This window comes from Candidatus Poribacteria bacterium (assembly GCA_028820845.1).
Classification (GTDB): Bacteria; Poribacteria; WGA-4E; order WGA-4E; family WGA-3G; genus WGA-3G.
In genome coordinates this window covers 34829-50306 of the sequence record JAPPII010000013.1, presented here as the reverse complement: position 1 = coordinate 50306, position 15478 = coordinate 34829, and the positions used below count along the sequence as shown (strand labels likewise).

8 protein-coding genes are annotated in these 15478 nt (G+C 49.5%); 1 reads left to right on the top strand and 7 read right to left on the bottom strand.

Annotated features, from left to right (window positions below; genetic code table 11):
• Positions 1-49: 49 nt before the first annotated feature.
• From OXN25_03285 to OXN25_03270, 4 genes are read right to left on the bottom strand one after another with little or no spacing between them, the layout of a single operon-like run.
• Positions 50-1012: a hypothetical protein gene (locus OXN25_03285; protein ID MDE0423877.1), complete on the bottom strand. Its 963-nt coding sequence runs from the start codon at positions 1010-1012 to the stop codon at positions 50-52.
• A gap of 39 nt (positions 1013-1051) precedes the next feature.
• Positions 1052-1264, bottom strand: a complete 213-nt coding sequence (locus OXN25_03280; GenBank protein ID MDE0423876.1) for a hypothetical protein — start codon at positions 1262-1264, stop codon at positions 1052-1054.
• A 26-nt stretch (positions 1265-1290) separates the two neighbouring features.
• The gene (locus tag OXN25_03275) at positions 1291-1956 is read right to left on the bottom strand and encodes an HAD-IB family hydrolase (protein MDE0423875.1); all 666 of its coding nucleotides are present in this window, start codon (positions 1954-1956) and stop codon (positions 1291-1293) included.
• Between the two features lie 23 nt (positions 1957-1979).
• A complete protein-coding gene (locus tag OXN25_03270; protein MDE0423874.1) occupies positions 1980-6296 on the bottom strand; it encodes an AMP-binding protein in 4317 nt (1438 codons plus the stop codon).
• A 157-nt stretch (positions 6297-6453) separates the two neighbouring features.
• Here OXN25_03270 and OXN25_03265 point away from each other — a divergent pair, with 157 nt between their 5' ends.
• Positions 6454-7653 carry a SpoIIE family protein phosphatase gene (locus OXN25_03265; protein MDE0423873.1) on the top strand — a complete coding sequence of 400 codons (1200 nt, stop codon included), beginning with the start codon at positions 6454-6456 and terminating at the stop codon, positions 7651-7653.
• Positions 7654-7686: 33 nt separating this feature from the next.
• Here the strand turns inward: OXN25_03265 and OXN25_03260 are convergent, their stop codons facing one another.
• From OXN25_03260 to OXN25_03250, 3 genes are all read right to left on the bottom strand, one after another.
• The gene (locus tag OXN25_03260; GenBank protein ID MDE0423872.1) at positions 7687-8883 is read right to left on the bottom strand and encodes a hypothetical protein; all 1197 of its coding nucleotides are present in this window, start codon (positions 8881-8883) and stop codon (positions 7687-7689) included.
• 316 nt (positions 8884-9199) lie between these two features.
• Positions 9200-9424, bottom strand: a complete 225-nt coding sequence (locus tag OXN25_03255) for a helix-turn-helix domain-containing protein (GenBank protein ID MDE0423871.1) — start codon at positions 9422-9424, stop codon at positions 9200-9202.
• Positions 9425-9869: 445 nt separating this feature from the next.
• Positions 9870-15116, bottom strand: coding sequence for an Ig-like domain-containing protein (locus OXN25_03250; protein ID MDE0423870.1), 5247 nt, complete (start codon positions 15114-15116; stop codon positions 9870-9872).
• Positions 15117-15478 lie beyond the last annotated feature (362 nt).

The following is a 15478-nucleotide window of genomic DNA, read 5'->3' as shown; positions in this document are numbered from 1 at the left end:
TAGAGGATACCAGCAATCTTAGAATATGTCAAATTATTTCAGGGCTTTACTATAAAACTAAAACGCTCTGACGCCACCACGGTTTTTTGCCTTGATACGATGAAAGGAGTTTTGAAATCTCTCTCGCCCTTTTGTTCAAACGCAACACCGCCTCACATGCCTCAATAACCTTCTCTTTGGCAGACTCGTCTTGGGTCGTCTCATAGAGATGGTGATAACTCTGGGCAACAGCTGTGTAATATGCTTCAAGGTCTACGCCTTCCGGTACATCATCAGGAAGCTGCGATAGCACTTCGACTGCTGCCTCCCACGCTTCTATCTCGGCATGACAGATAACTTGTCGGTAGCACAACTGCTGTTGTGATGGATCGAGCCAGAGTGCCTGTTCATAACACAGTATCGCCTCTCTATAATCCGAATTGTCAACGTGCAACTCGGCAAGTGCGGTATAAAAGGCGTACAACCCGCTCTCTGCTATCGTGTAAAGCGACATACCAGTGCTAACAAGCCATTCTCGTTCCAACAGGAAATCAATCGCTGAATTTCGTTCTTCTTCAGTAATCTGGATGTCGGTGAGGAGATGTTTGGCGATAGCGGCGTTCGGAAAGATTTTGGTGCGGCTTTTTAATAGCGGGTAGGCTTGAACGGGTTTGTCCATAGATATGAGTTTAATCCCCGTAGCGATTCGGAAGAGAGATACAATCTGATCGCTGTTCTTGCGGGTCATCTCATCCGCAATTAGTTCCCGATTCTCTGAAAAGTGCAGATTGAGTGCCTCAATCGCGTCTCGGATATCTGTGTCGCTTGGGGAAAGTTGATGTGCTTTTGCTAAAAACCGCTGCGCCGTGAAGAGTTCCCGCCACGTCCGATAGATAGTGCCAAGTCTAAAGTTAGCCAGCGCGAGTGTGGATGTTTCGTCGGTTGTGTTAAGGATGCTATCGTAAGCCTGAACGGCTTCGTTTAAGTTCCCTTCGGTTTCTAAAGCTTGTGCATGGGTGATTGAATTTGACATGAGATATATCCGTCCAAAAATTGGAAGTGAACATCCAGCCTACGGGGCCCCCTCCGAAACCCAATCCTCCGTCGCTGCTTCAAATTCCTGCGATAACTCATCAGAAACAGTCTGCTCTAAGAGTTGAATTATGTCCTCACGGAACTTAATCCAATCGTCCCCACGACGCGTAAACCGATGCCTATCTTCAATTTCAACAAACATCGTGTCGTTGGGGGTAGACATGGACTCAAAATAACGCCTAACGTTCATAATTGTTCTGTTCCTTTCTTATTTTTTTACATCCACTCGTGCAGCTCCCAACCAGAGTCAAGTGCTTTCTGGCGGAGTGCTTTTCCTGGGTTTACAACGACAGGATTCCCGACACATTCCAGCATCGGCAAATCCGATTGGCTGTCGCCGTAAGCATAACTGTCTTTTAGTGAAATTTCGTGTTGTTTGGCAAATTCTTGCATCACTTCCGCCTTGCGTTCTCCAATAAGCGGGGCAGTTGTGAGTTCGCCTGTAAATTGTCCATCTTCTTCGCGGAGCTGCGGAGCCAATACAGCGTCAATATCGAGATAATCGGCAATTGGTTGGACGATAAAATCGAGCGAGCCGGTTACGAGGATTACCGCCATGCCTTGTTGTTTGTGTTCCTGAATTTCCGATACCGCCTCGGAGAAGATTTTTGGACGAAGGTAGGTCTCAAACATTTCCACCGATAACGCTTTAACCTCGGCAGCGTCCATCCCGCGATAGTTCCGATAGAATACCTGGTTGAAACGGGTTCGACTTATCCTGTCTAAAATCAGGTAGTAGACAACCTTCGGTAGAAACCCGACAAGCCAGACCAACTTCAGAGGTCTCGGAATTTCAGCAGTACGCATCCAGATGTAGTAATGCACAATTGTAGACTTCAACAGCGTGCCATCTACATCAAAAAATGCGACTGTTCCTTTCATGTTAGGATCCCACATGATTATTTTTAAGCACCTTTCTGCTGTTTTAACGCTGCTCTCAGTTCCGCGACGCGATGCTGTGCCAATTCCAAGAATTCCTGATATTTGTCCGGATCGATCGGTGTTTCGTCGGGATCGCCCCAACCTTCAGGTGGAAAAGTGAGCGGTTCTCCAAAAATAATGCGCACTGGGTGCTTCTTCGGTAAATTCTGCCCTTTCGGCAAGGCATGATAGGTGCCGTCAATATACGCCGGTATAATCGGGACATTAGGACCATAGATGAGCAGGCTGAGGATTCCCGACTTGAACGGTTGAAGCTCCCCGTCAAGTGAACGCGTGCCTTCAGGAAAGATAAGCAAACCGTTATTTTCCGCCATCACCGCGTTCGCCATCCTCAGATCCTGCAGAAACTCCGTAAAATTGCCCTCCCGTTCTATCGGGAGTGCATTGAGACACGTTCCCGCGAACCAACCTTGGAGACGGGTAGCGAACCAGTAGTCCCGCGCAGCGAGCACCCAGAGTTGGTACGCCCTCTTTCCAAGCGCAGTGATAACCGTCAACGTATCAAGGTGACTCGTGTGATTTGGCATAATAATATAGGGTTTGCCTTGCGGAATATGCTCAAGTCCATAGCACTTCAGCGAGAAATAGTTCCTATAGATGCCAGTAATCACAGAACGGAAGGCACGTGCGTACCATCGCGGCACCTGCCGCAATTCCATCCTGTGAGAGGCGTCTCTAACTCCGAAATCATTAAGGGGTTCAGTCTGTCTCTCAACGTCAGATTGAAACGTCTCAATGAGTTTGACAACATCACCGACTGTCTCCAAGTTCGCGAGTAACGCATCGGGAATCGTCTCGCCGAGCCTGGCTTCAAGCATCAACAACAGGTCAAGTCGTGTGAGAGAATCAAGCCCTAAATCAATATCCAATCGACTCTCTAAGCGAATTTGATGGTCTGGCATGCGTGCCAATCGTGAGAGAGTAGAGAGTACTTCTTGCGGTACATCAGTCCTTGGTGCAGCGGATTCCGCGTCCATCGCCCCTGCTTTGGGGGTCTCATGAAGGCGCGTTGTATTTTCAATATGTGTTTGCAAACTGCACTTTAGGTGCTGCCGGTCTATAACACCGTCCTGAGTTTTGGGTAGCGCATCGTCCCAGAAATGGAACTTGTGAAATTGTTGGTAACTCGGCAGCTCCTTTGCCCGCGTTTGAAGATGATGCTGAATCGCCTCTTTGGTTGTTTCATCCGGCACTGTCGGTACAATTACGGCATGGATAGCCGTATCGGATCCATCTTCATAAGGAACACCAACCACACATATTTCAGAGATAGCCGGACTGTCTCGATAGAGTGCTTCCAATTCGACCGGATAGACATTCTTGCCAGAAGCAGGAACGATAACGTCTTTGCAGTGTCCTGTAAGATAGAGGTAACCATCAGCGTCCATATAGCCGAGATCGCCTGTGTAGAGCCAGCCATTCCGGACAGCCGCTGTTGTAGCAGCTGGGTTCTGATAGTATGCCTTCATGGTACTCGGTCCCTTAGCAACAATCTCACCAACGCCATCGGTATCTGGATTTTCAATCCTAAGTTCGACCCCTTCTACTGCGGGTCCGACAGAGGCGCGCTTACTCTTTTCGTAAGGGTTGACAGTCAACACAGGGGCAGTCTCGGTCATACCGTAGCCTTGGTAGATTGTCATACCGAATTTCTGAAATCCGTCATAAATTGCATCGGAGAGCGAGGCACCGCCGCTCACGAGGACGCGAATTTCACCGCCCATAACAGCCTTCGCCTTCTCCGCCAAAGTTTCACCGGGCGTGTCTTCTCGCACCGCCTGTCGTTCAATCGTGCTTTGGAGTAACTGAAAGAGACGTGGAACCCCGATAAAGGCAGTTGTTTTCGCCTCTCGCATCGTCTTCAGAAGCGTGGTCGGACGAAGAGCATTGACATAGGTCGCAGTCGTCCCACTGTAGAGCGCCATTAACAAACTGCACGAAAAACTCAAAGCGTGATAGAGTGGCAGCGCCGACAAGATGCGTTCTGTGTCTGTCGGTGGAAGTGCTTTTGCGACTGCTTGTACGTTAGAGAGGAATCCCCCGTGCGTGAGCATTGCCCCCTTAGCGTCAACGGTGGTACCCATCGTGAAAATAATAGAGGCAACGGTATCAGGGGATATTTCCACATTCGGAAAATCGGCAGGAATCTCTGGGGTTAGCGTTCCGTTCTCAGAAGGTTCGGAACCGACAATTTCGCAGCCATTATTGATGTTTTGTAACATCGTCCCCGCCTCCGATAAAACCGCACCAGACTTTTCCAAAACGGCATCGGAGGCTAAAATCGATTTTGCGGCAGTGAATGCTGCAATCGCTAAGATTTCGTGGGCAGGGGTCTGTGCGTCAAGTGGAACTACGGCAATCCCAATCTGGGTAGCTGCAAGGTAGGCGATACACCATCCCGGCTGATTTTCCGAGACTAATACGACCCGATCCCCTTTACGTAAACCGCTCTTCCATAACCGCCATGCGACCTCTCGCGAGCGCGTATAAGTTTCGGCGTAGGTGTACTCTTCCCATTCATCCTCTTTTACCATCTGCAGCGCAATCCTATCAGGGATACGCGATGCCTGGGTCTTAATCAAGTCTACAATAGTTTTTGGGTAAATATGTTCAGCGGGTGTAACAGACTCCTCCGATTCCTCTTGTGCGTCCACCTTACTCGGTTTTGTCTCCGAATCATCTGCTGTCCCATCTTCAATTTTCAAGACATGCCGCTTGATGCCGGGGATATGAATCTCTTGAAAATACCGCTTCCAGTGGATTTTCGAGACATCGAAGTTAAAACGCTGCTGTTCTGTGGGTGAGAGTGCCGTGTAAAGCCCTTGCATCTTCTCAGTCTCAAACTCAAAGTTGGTCCGAGTGTAGGGAGCATAAATTTTGATGTAATGCAGAAGTGCTTTGACCCCGCTCTGCTTCAGGACAAGTTGACGGCGTTTCCGTTTGGCAGCACGCATGGGGAGGTGTCCGAGTACTGCTGTGGTAAAATCAATGAGCCGCATCCGGCTGTCCAACTTCTGTTGGAATTCTTCCAAACTTGGATACTTCCAGATAGGCACAGTGATCGGTTTTCCATCTTCGAGCATCGGGTTTTTGACAAAGTAGTCGTAAGTCGCCTCAAAGATACCTCGAAAGTAGAGTGGGTTCTGTGTTCCGGTTGCAACATGATACACCTCAATGCCACCCCGTCTTGCTGTTGCTTCGGCAGCTGCCAAGGTGGCATTTACAACAAAGTCGACCGGGATAATATCCAAAATTATGTCTGGGTTCGCGGGGAAGTCCGGCAGTCGTCCCTTCCCGAAACCGACAATTAGCGGTTCAGACATCCGAAACTTTCCGAGCCAGCCAGGGACAGGTTCATCAAAACTACTTTCAATAATCGAAGGACGTATAATAGCCGTCGGAAGGTCGCCGCGCAATTCCATAACCATCTGCTCGGCAAGGAATTTCATATAGGTATAGGTATCGTTCCAGCCACGCGAGCGAGCGTGTTCTAATCCTGCTTCGACCAAACGATTTTCAAGCCATTCTGCTTTCAATTCTTTAACCTGCGCCGCCAGCCTTTTGCGAGTCCCTCTTATCTGCCCTTCAGCCACTTGCTCGAAACGTTCAAGATTCTCAGGGGCATCGGCTTCAGCATGAATAGCAGCACTGAGAGCTAGCAGTCCTTCGATCTCTTCGGAGAGCGTCTGTGGAATAGCTGTCCCGGTTTTTTCCTGATGCTGCGCTGCGTATTGTGGATATGGAAGCGGTAATTCCTCAGGCACCCGTCCGGATTCGCTTCCCCGAACGTACGCCGTTGAAATATGCAGGAATACGGTATCTTGGCAGCCTTTTGCGAAGTTAACCACATGCTTAGCAGCAAGAGCGTTCCCCCACAAAGAATCATCAAAAGGTGGATCGAAATCCACAAGTCCTGCGATATTAATAAAAACCTGTACTTCGTTTTGGAGCCGTTGGTATTCGGCATCGCTGAATCCGAGACGGTCGTGAGTCAGTTCACCTTCAACAGCAATTAACTTCTGTTGCGCCCATTCATCAAAATTTTCGCCGTGCAAGCGACGGAGAGATCCGAAAACATCTGAGACAAGGAGTTCATTTTCTAAGCGCTCTTGTGCAGAAACATGCTTCCCTGTTCTATCAGTGCGGCTTCGGATGAGAAGATAAATCTTTTCGACATCAGGCAATGCGGTCAAAATTTTTGCTACCATCGGTTGACCTAAAAACGCCGTGCCCCCGGTGATCAGCAGAACTTTCCCTCGAAAAAAATCAGTTATTGACATAATTTCCTTTTCAGTGTCATGATAGATACTGGAACGTATAGCACGAGGCTGCGGTCTCTTACATTATCTTCAACTTATCTTTGCGAATTTCGTCTAATTTTTTAGGTTGCCACATTTTAACACATTTTCTACAAAAAGTCAAAGGCTCAAATAGATAATGCTATCAGAAGCAGACAAGTTACAATTCTTACACAAAACAGAACTTTTCGCGGAAATTTCGGAAACTGAACTGAAAGCGATTTCTCAGATTGCAAACGAAGTCACTTATCCCGCGGGTTCACTACTATTTGAGGAGGGAGACGAAGGCGACTCACTTTACCTTATCGTTGACGGCAAAGTGAGTATCATCAAGGCAGGCACGGAGGTTTTGTTCTTTGATGAGAAAGGTTACTGTCTCGGCGAAATCGCCTTGATTGACAACAAACCCCGGAGCGCTACTGTCAAAACTGTGAAGCCGACCCGATTCCTGCGTATCACCCGAAACGACTTCTTCAACGCGATGGCGCGTGAACCTCGAATTGGCAGCGGTATGTTTCGGGTACTCAACGAAAAGATCCGACGCGACCTTGAAATTCAGATGAGTGCTATCCGTAAAGAAATCGCACAAGAAGAATCGATGCGTTTCGCCGCTGAAGTCCAACAGTCCCTCCTCCCGAACCAAGAAATTTCGCATCCCTGCGTCAGTACCGCTGGATATTGCCAACCGGCGAATAGTGTGGGTGGCGACTATTACGATTACATGGAACTCTCGGAAAACCGGGTCGCTATTTTTATTGGTGATGTTATGGGGCACGGTTACCACTCAGCGATGGTAGCCGCAATGACGAAAAGTTGTTTGGAGACACAGATTCGCTTTGACGCTTCCGTGCCGGAAGTCATGAAGGCTATTACACGTGTCATCGAAGAAGACTCGCAAGCCTTTATCTATATAACCTGCTGTTATCTGATTATCCATCCGGACAATCGATTGGAATACACCAACGCAGGCCACCCAGAGATGCTCTTGTATCGTGCCGACCCGAATAGGCGCGACAACGAAGACGAGGAACCACTTGAATTAGAATCTGCCTTTCTGCCAGTCGGCATTTCATTTTTTCCAGGACCATCGGAATATCACAGTATAGAGGTGGCGTGGCATCCGGGGGATCTGCTTGTCCTTTATTCAGACGGTATCACGGAAGCGTTCAACCCGAACTCGGAAATGTATGGATTGGAGCGGCTCAAATCACTGATCTCCAAAAAGCGTCATCTGTCTCCCGAAGAGATTAAAGATGAGATTCTGTCGGATCTCCGAGTACATCAGCAAGGCGAAGGTACGAACGATGACATCACGCTGGTTGTCGCGAAGTTCATGTAGAGATGCGAAAATCACACTCCCCAAAAATCGGCGTTACTTGATTTGGCTGGCTACATAGTGCATAATATTCTCTATGAGTTTTTTGTTCATCGCAGTTGTATACTGGCTATCGTTGCGGAGGCTGGTGATGACGTACATTCCCTTACCATATCGCCTTGCGCCGACAACTAACTCTTTTTTATCCTCGGTGGTCGCAAAAATTTCATCGCTGCGATGCCAGTCCGTCCACGCATCATCAATAAAGATTTTGCCTGACGCAACTTTGTTGGGTGTGGAGAAGAGAGATTTGCCTTTTTCAGTAACGACAAACTTCTGGGTTGGTGGGCTTTCAATGCCTTTCAATTTCCCTTGTAACCACCCGGTCTCGCACGGTTTTTCGTCACTGCTGTCCTGCCCCGCGACAACGACGACACCGCCGTTTTTCACAAATGCCTTAATCTTTTTCTCCGTTTCACGCGAAAGGAGGTAGTGTCCATAACTTGAGATCTCTTCGTAACCGATCCATAACACATCAGCACTTTCTAACTGTGGGAGCGCGTGTGCTCGGGTGAGTTCGTATGCCACGACACGTTTCCCTACCTCTTTCACAGAGCGTAGTGCTTTATACTCGTACGTTGCCGTGTTGGTGTACACAGGGGTCTGGCTCCATGTCGGATGTGTGCTGTTTGCAGTCAAGACTAAGACTTTTATTGCATCTTTGGGTGTACCAACCCACATTTTACCGGCTAACATATCGCTAACAATCTTCTGGAACGCCTTCGTTTTGCCATTAAACGTGCGTGACATCATCGGGTCAATGTGTGTAAAGGTCCACCAAGAACCGCTGTAGCCGCTCCGATAGGCACGCATCTGAAACCATGTATTATCAATAAAACACATACTATCAATGCCGTAATGTTCGCGGTAGAAAACGATAATAGGCATTTTGGGTTTGAGCAAACCCACCATTTTTTCTGGCGAGGTGCCTGACTTGTAATGTCCAGTGGCGAAGTTCATCTTAATTTCTTTGAGATTGCTCTTTCCTTTGACATCTTTTTTGACGGTAATAACACCCCGCAACCGTCTTTTGTCAACACTTTCTACTTCGCCGAAGACAATGTTCGTGCATGCATCAACGACTTCTCGAATTGTATATTCTCGCTCAATAAACGCCGAGGCAGATGGTGTGAAAAGCAAACCTACAAGACTAAACGCCAGAAGTGATGCAACGAGGCTGGATGTAAAGCGCATGGCGAAATCCCCTTTAAATGTTATAAACGTAGTTAATGAACCACGCTCGCTTTTAGATATGTTTGGATTTTCCAATTAACAATATTGTATTACATCCCAACGAATTTTCCAACACCTTTTTTATCAGGGTTGAGGGGTTTTTGGTTGACATCTTCGCTGAGACACGGTATGCTATATGTAATGTCAGGGAGGGTATTTTGAAAAAAAGTATGAATTATGGAAGAGTGTGCGGGACTTTTGGAAAACAGGTTTCGCACTGTTCCTGGTTTCGCGCATCGGTAGTATCTACAACTACATGGCACTGAATTATGAAATATCAAGCCGGGTCGGTGTCCGCATCGGGGGTCTGGTGTTTCTGAAGGGCTGCATCCTTATACGCAGCAACGAGTTCATTCTCAAACTCAATCCAGAGTTGGAGTTTCCGCCACCGAGAGACCGTCGAATCCGTGACGTTGAAGTGTGCGGCAATCTCAGCATTGCTCTTCCCTTTGAAAGACATCTCGCAGGCTGCAAGAATCCTGCCTTTTGCATTACTACGCATCGTCCCCTCCGTGTCAGTCGCCTTTGCCGATTTGCGGATGGGTGTGTAAATATTTCGTCGCCGGTCGCGATGCGGAGTTCCCTCCTACCCGCTGTGTTTGTAGGAGGGAACTCCGATTCCCGACTTTTGACCGCTGACTGTCAAAAACTTTACACACCCTTTGCGGATTGGCGGTTGTGCGCTGATACCGGTGTTTGTTTGCGGTGTGATTGGTTTGTTTGATAAAACGTAGCGATGAGAGTGTCGACGGTTCTCATCGCTACATTAGGTTTGGTCAGTTCCGCGCGTTGCGCGCATGGCCCCCTGACCGCCAGCATTTAGTTTGAATTTAGGAGGTTAATGTCGTCCTAAAAAGACAGGGTGAGTTTAGCGTCATCCCAGGACGTGTGTTCTTCCGTGGTTGCTGTCCGCGGTCCGCTATTCGCGGTTCGCGGTCCGCTAATCGCTATTTCAAAATCACCATTTTCCGCAGCGGTGAAGCCGTTTCGCCCGTCTGCAACTGATAAAAATAGATACCACTCGCCACGCGTTCACCGAGTGCGTTCCGACCATCCCAATACGCCGCACGACTCCGAGATGTGTAGTAACCCGCCGATTGATGACCCACGGTCAACGCACGCACCAACACGCCTTGCGCATCGTAGATGTTGATTTTCACAGCCGTGCTTTCTGCCAAGTGATACGGGATCCACGTCTCCGGGTTGAACGGGTTCGGATAGTTTGCCAACAAGACGGTCTCGTCCGGACGTGCGTTTGCCAACAGATGTTGCAGATACAACAATGCACGCTGCGCTGCGATCGACGCATCCCCCGATGCCAACAACACCTCGACCTGCTCCTGCACACGATCGAAGTCGATGTCAAGTGCCTTCACATCCACATCAATTGCCGGTGCCGCGACATCGTCGTCAAGGTTACCCAAGACGAGAATCAGGTCGGTCACATCCACTTCGCCGTTACCGTCAACGTCCGTGCGTGGGTTCGCGATGTCTGCACCGCTCTGTCCGATCGCTGCGGCAACTGCCCGTGTATCGGCATTGTTCACCGCACCGTCGCGGTTGATGTCATACCGTGAGAAATTCGTCTGCGCGTTGTTCGTCTGTTGCGTATTCCGAGTCCCTGGCTGCGTCGTCGCCATCTGTCCATCTGTCGCCGTGATGCTCAACGCAATACCTGTCGGACCCATCAGACCCGAAGCAACGTCTCGGACGAACTTACCCGCAAGGTTGGAACGTTGAATCTTACCGGCACCCTTCGTCCAGTAAATCTTGTTGTCCGCAGAATCCACAGCAAGCGAGGTCGGCACACCCGAGGCGAAGGTCTTCAACGCCTGCGCGTTAGACCCGTCAAGGTTCGACCGATTCAGACTCCCGCTGCCGTCAGCGTTCCGTTCTATCCAGTAAACCTTCCCTTTCGCAACGGAAAGTCCTAACGGCTCGCCTAAACCTGTAGCGATGTTCTGGATCGTTAACTGTGCGTCTGTGAGATCAATCCGACGGATCCTGCCGATAGATTCCGTCCAATACAGATGTCCATTAGAGACGACGATCGTCGGATTGCGAAGGTTCTCTAATACGTTCGTCAGTTTCGTGCTACCCGCCGTCGGCATGCTCTGGATACGACCGCGTGAGTTTGCCCAGTAGAGGGTATCCCCCGTGCTATCCACCGTTATCCCGCTCGGCACGGCAGTGATCGTCTTCAACGTCCGGATGTTGCCACCGTTCAGGTTCGCACGCCGGATGTCGCCCCGGTTCTCGCCTGTTTGCACACTCAGATACAGAACGTTATTTGCCGCATCCACAGCGACGTTCGTGATGCCCGTGACGTTCGGTGCGAGACTCTCGATTTCGTCGTCAACGAGTCGATAGAGTTTCCCCTCGTTTCTGCTAATCCAATACATTGGGGGACGTTGTGAAGCGTTGAGGTGCACCTGCATGCCGGAAGTCGCTTTGAAGGAGACTCTATCCGTGAGTCCTGTGACGCTTGCGCGGACGGTGTTCTCGCCGGGGTCATCGCCGAGTGTCAAGGTCGTCTGTGCGCGTCCGTTATTGGTGGTGGTGGCAGATGTCGGGGAGACGCTCCCGCCGCCTGCGGTGACTGAAAATGACACACTTACCCCAGAAACAGGATCGTCGTTCCTATCAATCACTTGCACAACAAACGGATTGGCGAGTCTCGCCCCGGGTCTCCCGCGCTGGTTGTTACCGGAGACGACCGTAATTGCATCGGGGAGTTCACCACCGCTAATTGTGAAGGTTACTGGCGAAATTGTGTCGATGCCGCGGACGCTTGCCTCGACCTCAATGTTCCCCGTGCTGCTCGGAGTGAAATTAACTTCCGCAAACCCTTGGTTATCCGTGCGTGCCGTGCGAGGCGAGAGTCGACCCCTGCCTTCGGTCACCTCAAACGCAATTGTAAGACCTTGAATCGGGTCCCCGTCTTGGTCTAAAAGTTGAACAACCAACGGAGATGGCAGCAGTCTATTCAGTTCCCCGCTCTGGTTATTACCCTCTTCAATCTCCAGTCGATTGGCGACGCTCACCCGTTCCGCTGTTGCGGTAAAGGTGACGACACTTGACACGCCACTCACACTTGCCTCCACGGTGTTCGTGCCCTCAGCACTTCCCAAGGTAAGCGTCGTGCCGGCTTCTCCACTGGAGTCGGTGGTATCCGTTGACGATGAGACGCTACCGCCACCCCCGGTTACCCGGAAGGTCACGGTTTGCCCTGGAATTGGATTATTGCTACTATCTTCTACTCGCACCACAAACGCCGAAGACAGTTGCGCACCCGGCTCACCTGTCTGTACAGGACTATCGCCAGAGACCTTTACAATCTCATCAGGAACAGCCTGCACGCTAACACTCAGGGAGCGCGAACCATAGTTAGAGGCACTCACAGAAATGGAAGTCGAGCTGCTCGGTAATGTGATAGAGACGGACTCACCTGTTCTGACAGAGGCAGGTACCGTAACGCCGCTGCTGCTGAGATTCACGGATATGCTCTGTTGTCTATTGTTCGCATCGAAAGCAGAAACCGTGAAACTCCGCTGTTGACCTGGGTTACCTGTGAGACTACTGGGAGAAATTGAGAGATATGGATTTCTGGTTTGTGGGTTGTTGTTTTGGTTGTTGCTAACACCGCCACTACCAATAGTGAACGTCTGATGCCTAATCTCGAAATCATACTGTTGCGCGCCCTGTTCCGAAGCAATCTCTGCTCTGACGGTCTGTGCACCGCTGATAGCCTGGTCCCTACGATAGAGAATCCAGGCTTCACCAGAAGCATCTGTCCGGACGAATATTTCTTGACCACTCCGAATCGGTGAGGTTATGTCAGCCTCGGCCTGGGCCTGATTGTTCGATATCGTTCCACGTCCATTCACATGAGTGATTATTCCGTGGGTTGTGGTCCATCTGATATTCACATCTGGGAGTCTATCTCCAAATACATTTTCCGCGCGAACAGCCAAAGTTTCAAGATTATCATCGTTAGGACGCAAATCGGGCACATCAATCTTCTTTAGATCCCCCGCAATTGTACCGGCTTGTGGTTGAACTGTGAAACTGACGCGCTCACTTCCCACTGGAAGTTGAGCTGTGATTGTGTGAGAGGCACCAGCGGTAGTACCCATCTGGAGATAAACTTTCGCCTCGCCCTGATCATCGGTTCTGACAAATATTTCCCCGTTATCAGCAGCCGTGTATTCTTCTTGTCGAAGAACAGTAGTAACGTGGCTACCGGAAGCCGGTGTTAAATCAGTAGGAGATGCGCCAGCAGACAATGTAAGACCCCTCGGTTGTGTGACAAATACTTCTGTCTCAGGAACAGGAATAAGAGCACCTCCACTGGTAGTATCGACTGTAAACTTGACAGTCTGCCCAGGTGCGGGTCTGCCTCCGATCATTGCTCTAACCACAAATGGATCATCGCGCAATCCGCCGAGGGCCCCTCTGACACGGGGGTTATTAGAGACCACTTCCAACTCAATACTACCTGCGATATACTGAATAGTACGCACGGCAGTATCTAGCGAACTGCGAAGGATTTGCGCCTTAACTTCTGCGATTCCAGAAGATGCCCTGACGAACAGAATCGGGGCAGCCGCAGTCCCTATATTACCAGTAGCATCGGTGCTGACACGGAGTGTTGTAACATATTGCGGTCTATCTGTAGATTGCTTCAGGCTAATGGCATCTAAATCCAGACGTGAAGGATCCAAATAGAGCTGTCCGCCGGTAACTGTAAACTCAACCTCAACTGGTCCAGTAGCCGAGGTATCCACCCAGATTATCTCCCGATCCGGGTCAGCATTCTCTACAGGTGTTACGGGTGCCCCGGTAATTGTCAATGGGCTCAATGTAGCGGAGTCCCTTTCCACTGCAAAAACCGAAAATCGCTCACTTAATTGCGCAAGCGGACTACCACTGCCATCAGCCCTCCCAACGACGGCGGGTGGTGTTTGTGCGATCTCAGCATTAACACTGACCGCTGCCGCTGCAGCGGGTACTGTGAGATACACTTTTGCTTGACCGCTACTGTCCGTCTTTATGGATATTGCAGTAGTAGCCTCCACTGAACCTGTCTCGTTAATGAAGGTCGAGCCTGTGACAGACCGCAACTGACCACCAGAGGCAGTGAATCTAACCCGTTGATCCCGAACCGGTCTAGTGCCATCCAACACACGCACAACAAGGGGCTGAGCGAGCCTCTCACTCTCCTTCGCATGTTGATAGTTCCCCGACACCCTGTCTATGGTAACCACTCCACTATCGAAATAGGTAACGGTATGCGATGCATGGTCTCCCGTGGTCCCAGAGATTTTTGCTGTAACCATGGCAGTTTGGCCTCTATTTGGGGCGACCGTCACGCCAGCTATGTCTCCGCCTGCACCGGTGAATACAGAAAGGTTTGTATAGCCGTTATCGTTAGCCTCGTTTGAACTATAGATCCTGTTACCGCTCACAAATTGACCTGTCGGATAGAGTCTACCATTGGTGATGTTCAAATCAACTTGAACCCATGTCTGCCCAGTCGACCCATCAGTTACCTGCACTTCCATGGCAGTATTCGTTATTTGGGGTGTTTGGGTTATATTGGCAGCTGCGATTTTATTAAGATGATAAGATGCGGCTCTACCCTTGCTTTGCACAACGTAAGCCGCTATCTCCGGACTAGCGGTATTGCCATCCACCTCTATGGAATAGGCTCCTAAGGCAGCAACCGTGTAGGTAACCTTGAATGTCCAGTCCGCTGTATTAGGGTCTCCAGTAGCAGTAGCGCTATCGCTATCATCCTTAGTTCCCAAACCGCCAAATGTAATAGTAGTGCCACTGATTATATCATCTTTGGCTGGACTTGGATCCGGATCATCAGTATCTTGTGGGTCAGATGTCGGATCGCTTGGTGCTTTTGTTACTCTTATCTCCGTCACTGTCGCGCCCGTAGCCTGAACTTCAACGGTATTCGTGTCTGCTGCCTCAGTTACTGTAAGCGTGAAGGAACGTGTAAGCAGATTGGTTGTGGATATATCGAAAACAGGTATGGTCGTAGTCCCTGCCGTTGCACTGGTAACGGCAGAGTCTCCACTCACCGATGAGGTTTGTGCCTCTACGACACCCTGCACACCCAACGCCAACACAAGAGCCATTAGTAGACCAAAAATGAATTTCTGTGTCATTAAGTTTTTCATAAGAAATACCTTCTCCATTTCTATGTAGGAGGGGTTTGTACCCCCGAGTTTTCTATTGTAATCTCAATTCTTTGATGTGTAAGAGGGTTTGTGGGGAAACACCCAAGCAAAAACACCCCAACCTGTAAAGAAAGCAGTTCCACTTTTTTATCGTTAAAAATATGATGTTAGATAATATTCCCGTCTGAAGCAGGATTTGCGGGATTATACGGATTTTCAGGATTACAGCACTTTTGATTGCCCTTTATTTTTCAGTAGATAATCAAGCTATTTGTTGAAACCGTATGCACGTGGGCATCTCAGCACGCAAACTAAAAGTTTGCGCTACACCAACTAATACTCTCTCATTCTGCAAATCCCAA

Bases quoted from the DNA above. Each gene is read 5' to 3' on its own strand.
- OXN25_03285 (MDE0423877.1), bottom strand. From the start codon at position 1,012: ATGTCAAATTCAATCACCCATGCACAAGCTTTAGAAACCGAAGGGAAC.
- OXN25_03280 (MDE0423876.1), bottom strand. From the start codon at position 1,264: ATGAACGTTAGGCGTTATTTTGAGTCCATGTCTACCCCCAACGACACG.
- OXN25_03275 (MDE0423875.1), bottom strand. From the start codon at position 1,956: ATGAAAGGAACAGTCGCATTTTTTGATGTAGATGGCACGCTGTTGAAG.
- OXN25_03270 (MDE0423874.1), bottom strand. From the start codon at position 6,296: ATGTCAATAACTGATTTTTTTCGAGGGAAAGTTCTGCTGATCACCGGG.
- OXN25_03265 (MDE0423873.1), top strand. From the start codon at position 6,454: ATGCTATCAGAAGCAGACAAGTTACAATTCTTACACAAAACAGAACTT.
- OXN25_03260 (MDE0423872.1), bottom strand. From the start codon at position 8,883: ATGCGCTTTACATCCAGCCTCGTTGCATCACTTCTGGCGTTTAGTCTT.
- OXN25_03255 (MDE0423871.1), bottom strand. From the start codon at position 9,424: ATGCGTAGTAATGCAAAAGGCAGGATTCTTGCAGCCTGCGAGATGTCT.
- OXN25_03250 (MDE0423870.1), bottom strand. From the start codon at position 15,116: ATGAAAAACTTAATGACACAGAAATTCATTTTTGGTCTACTAATGGCT.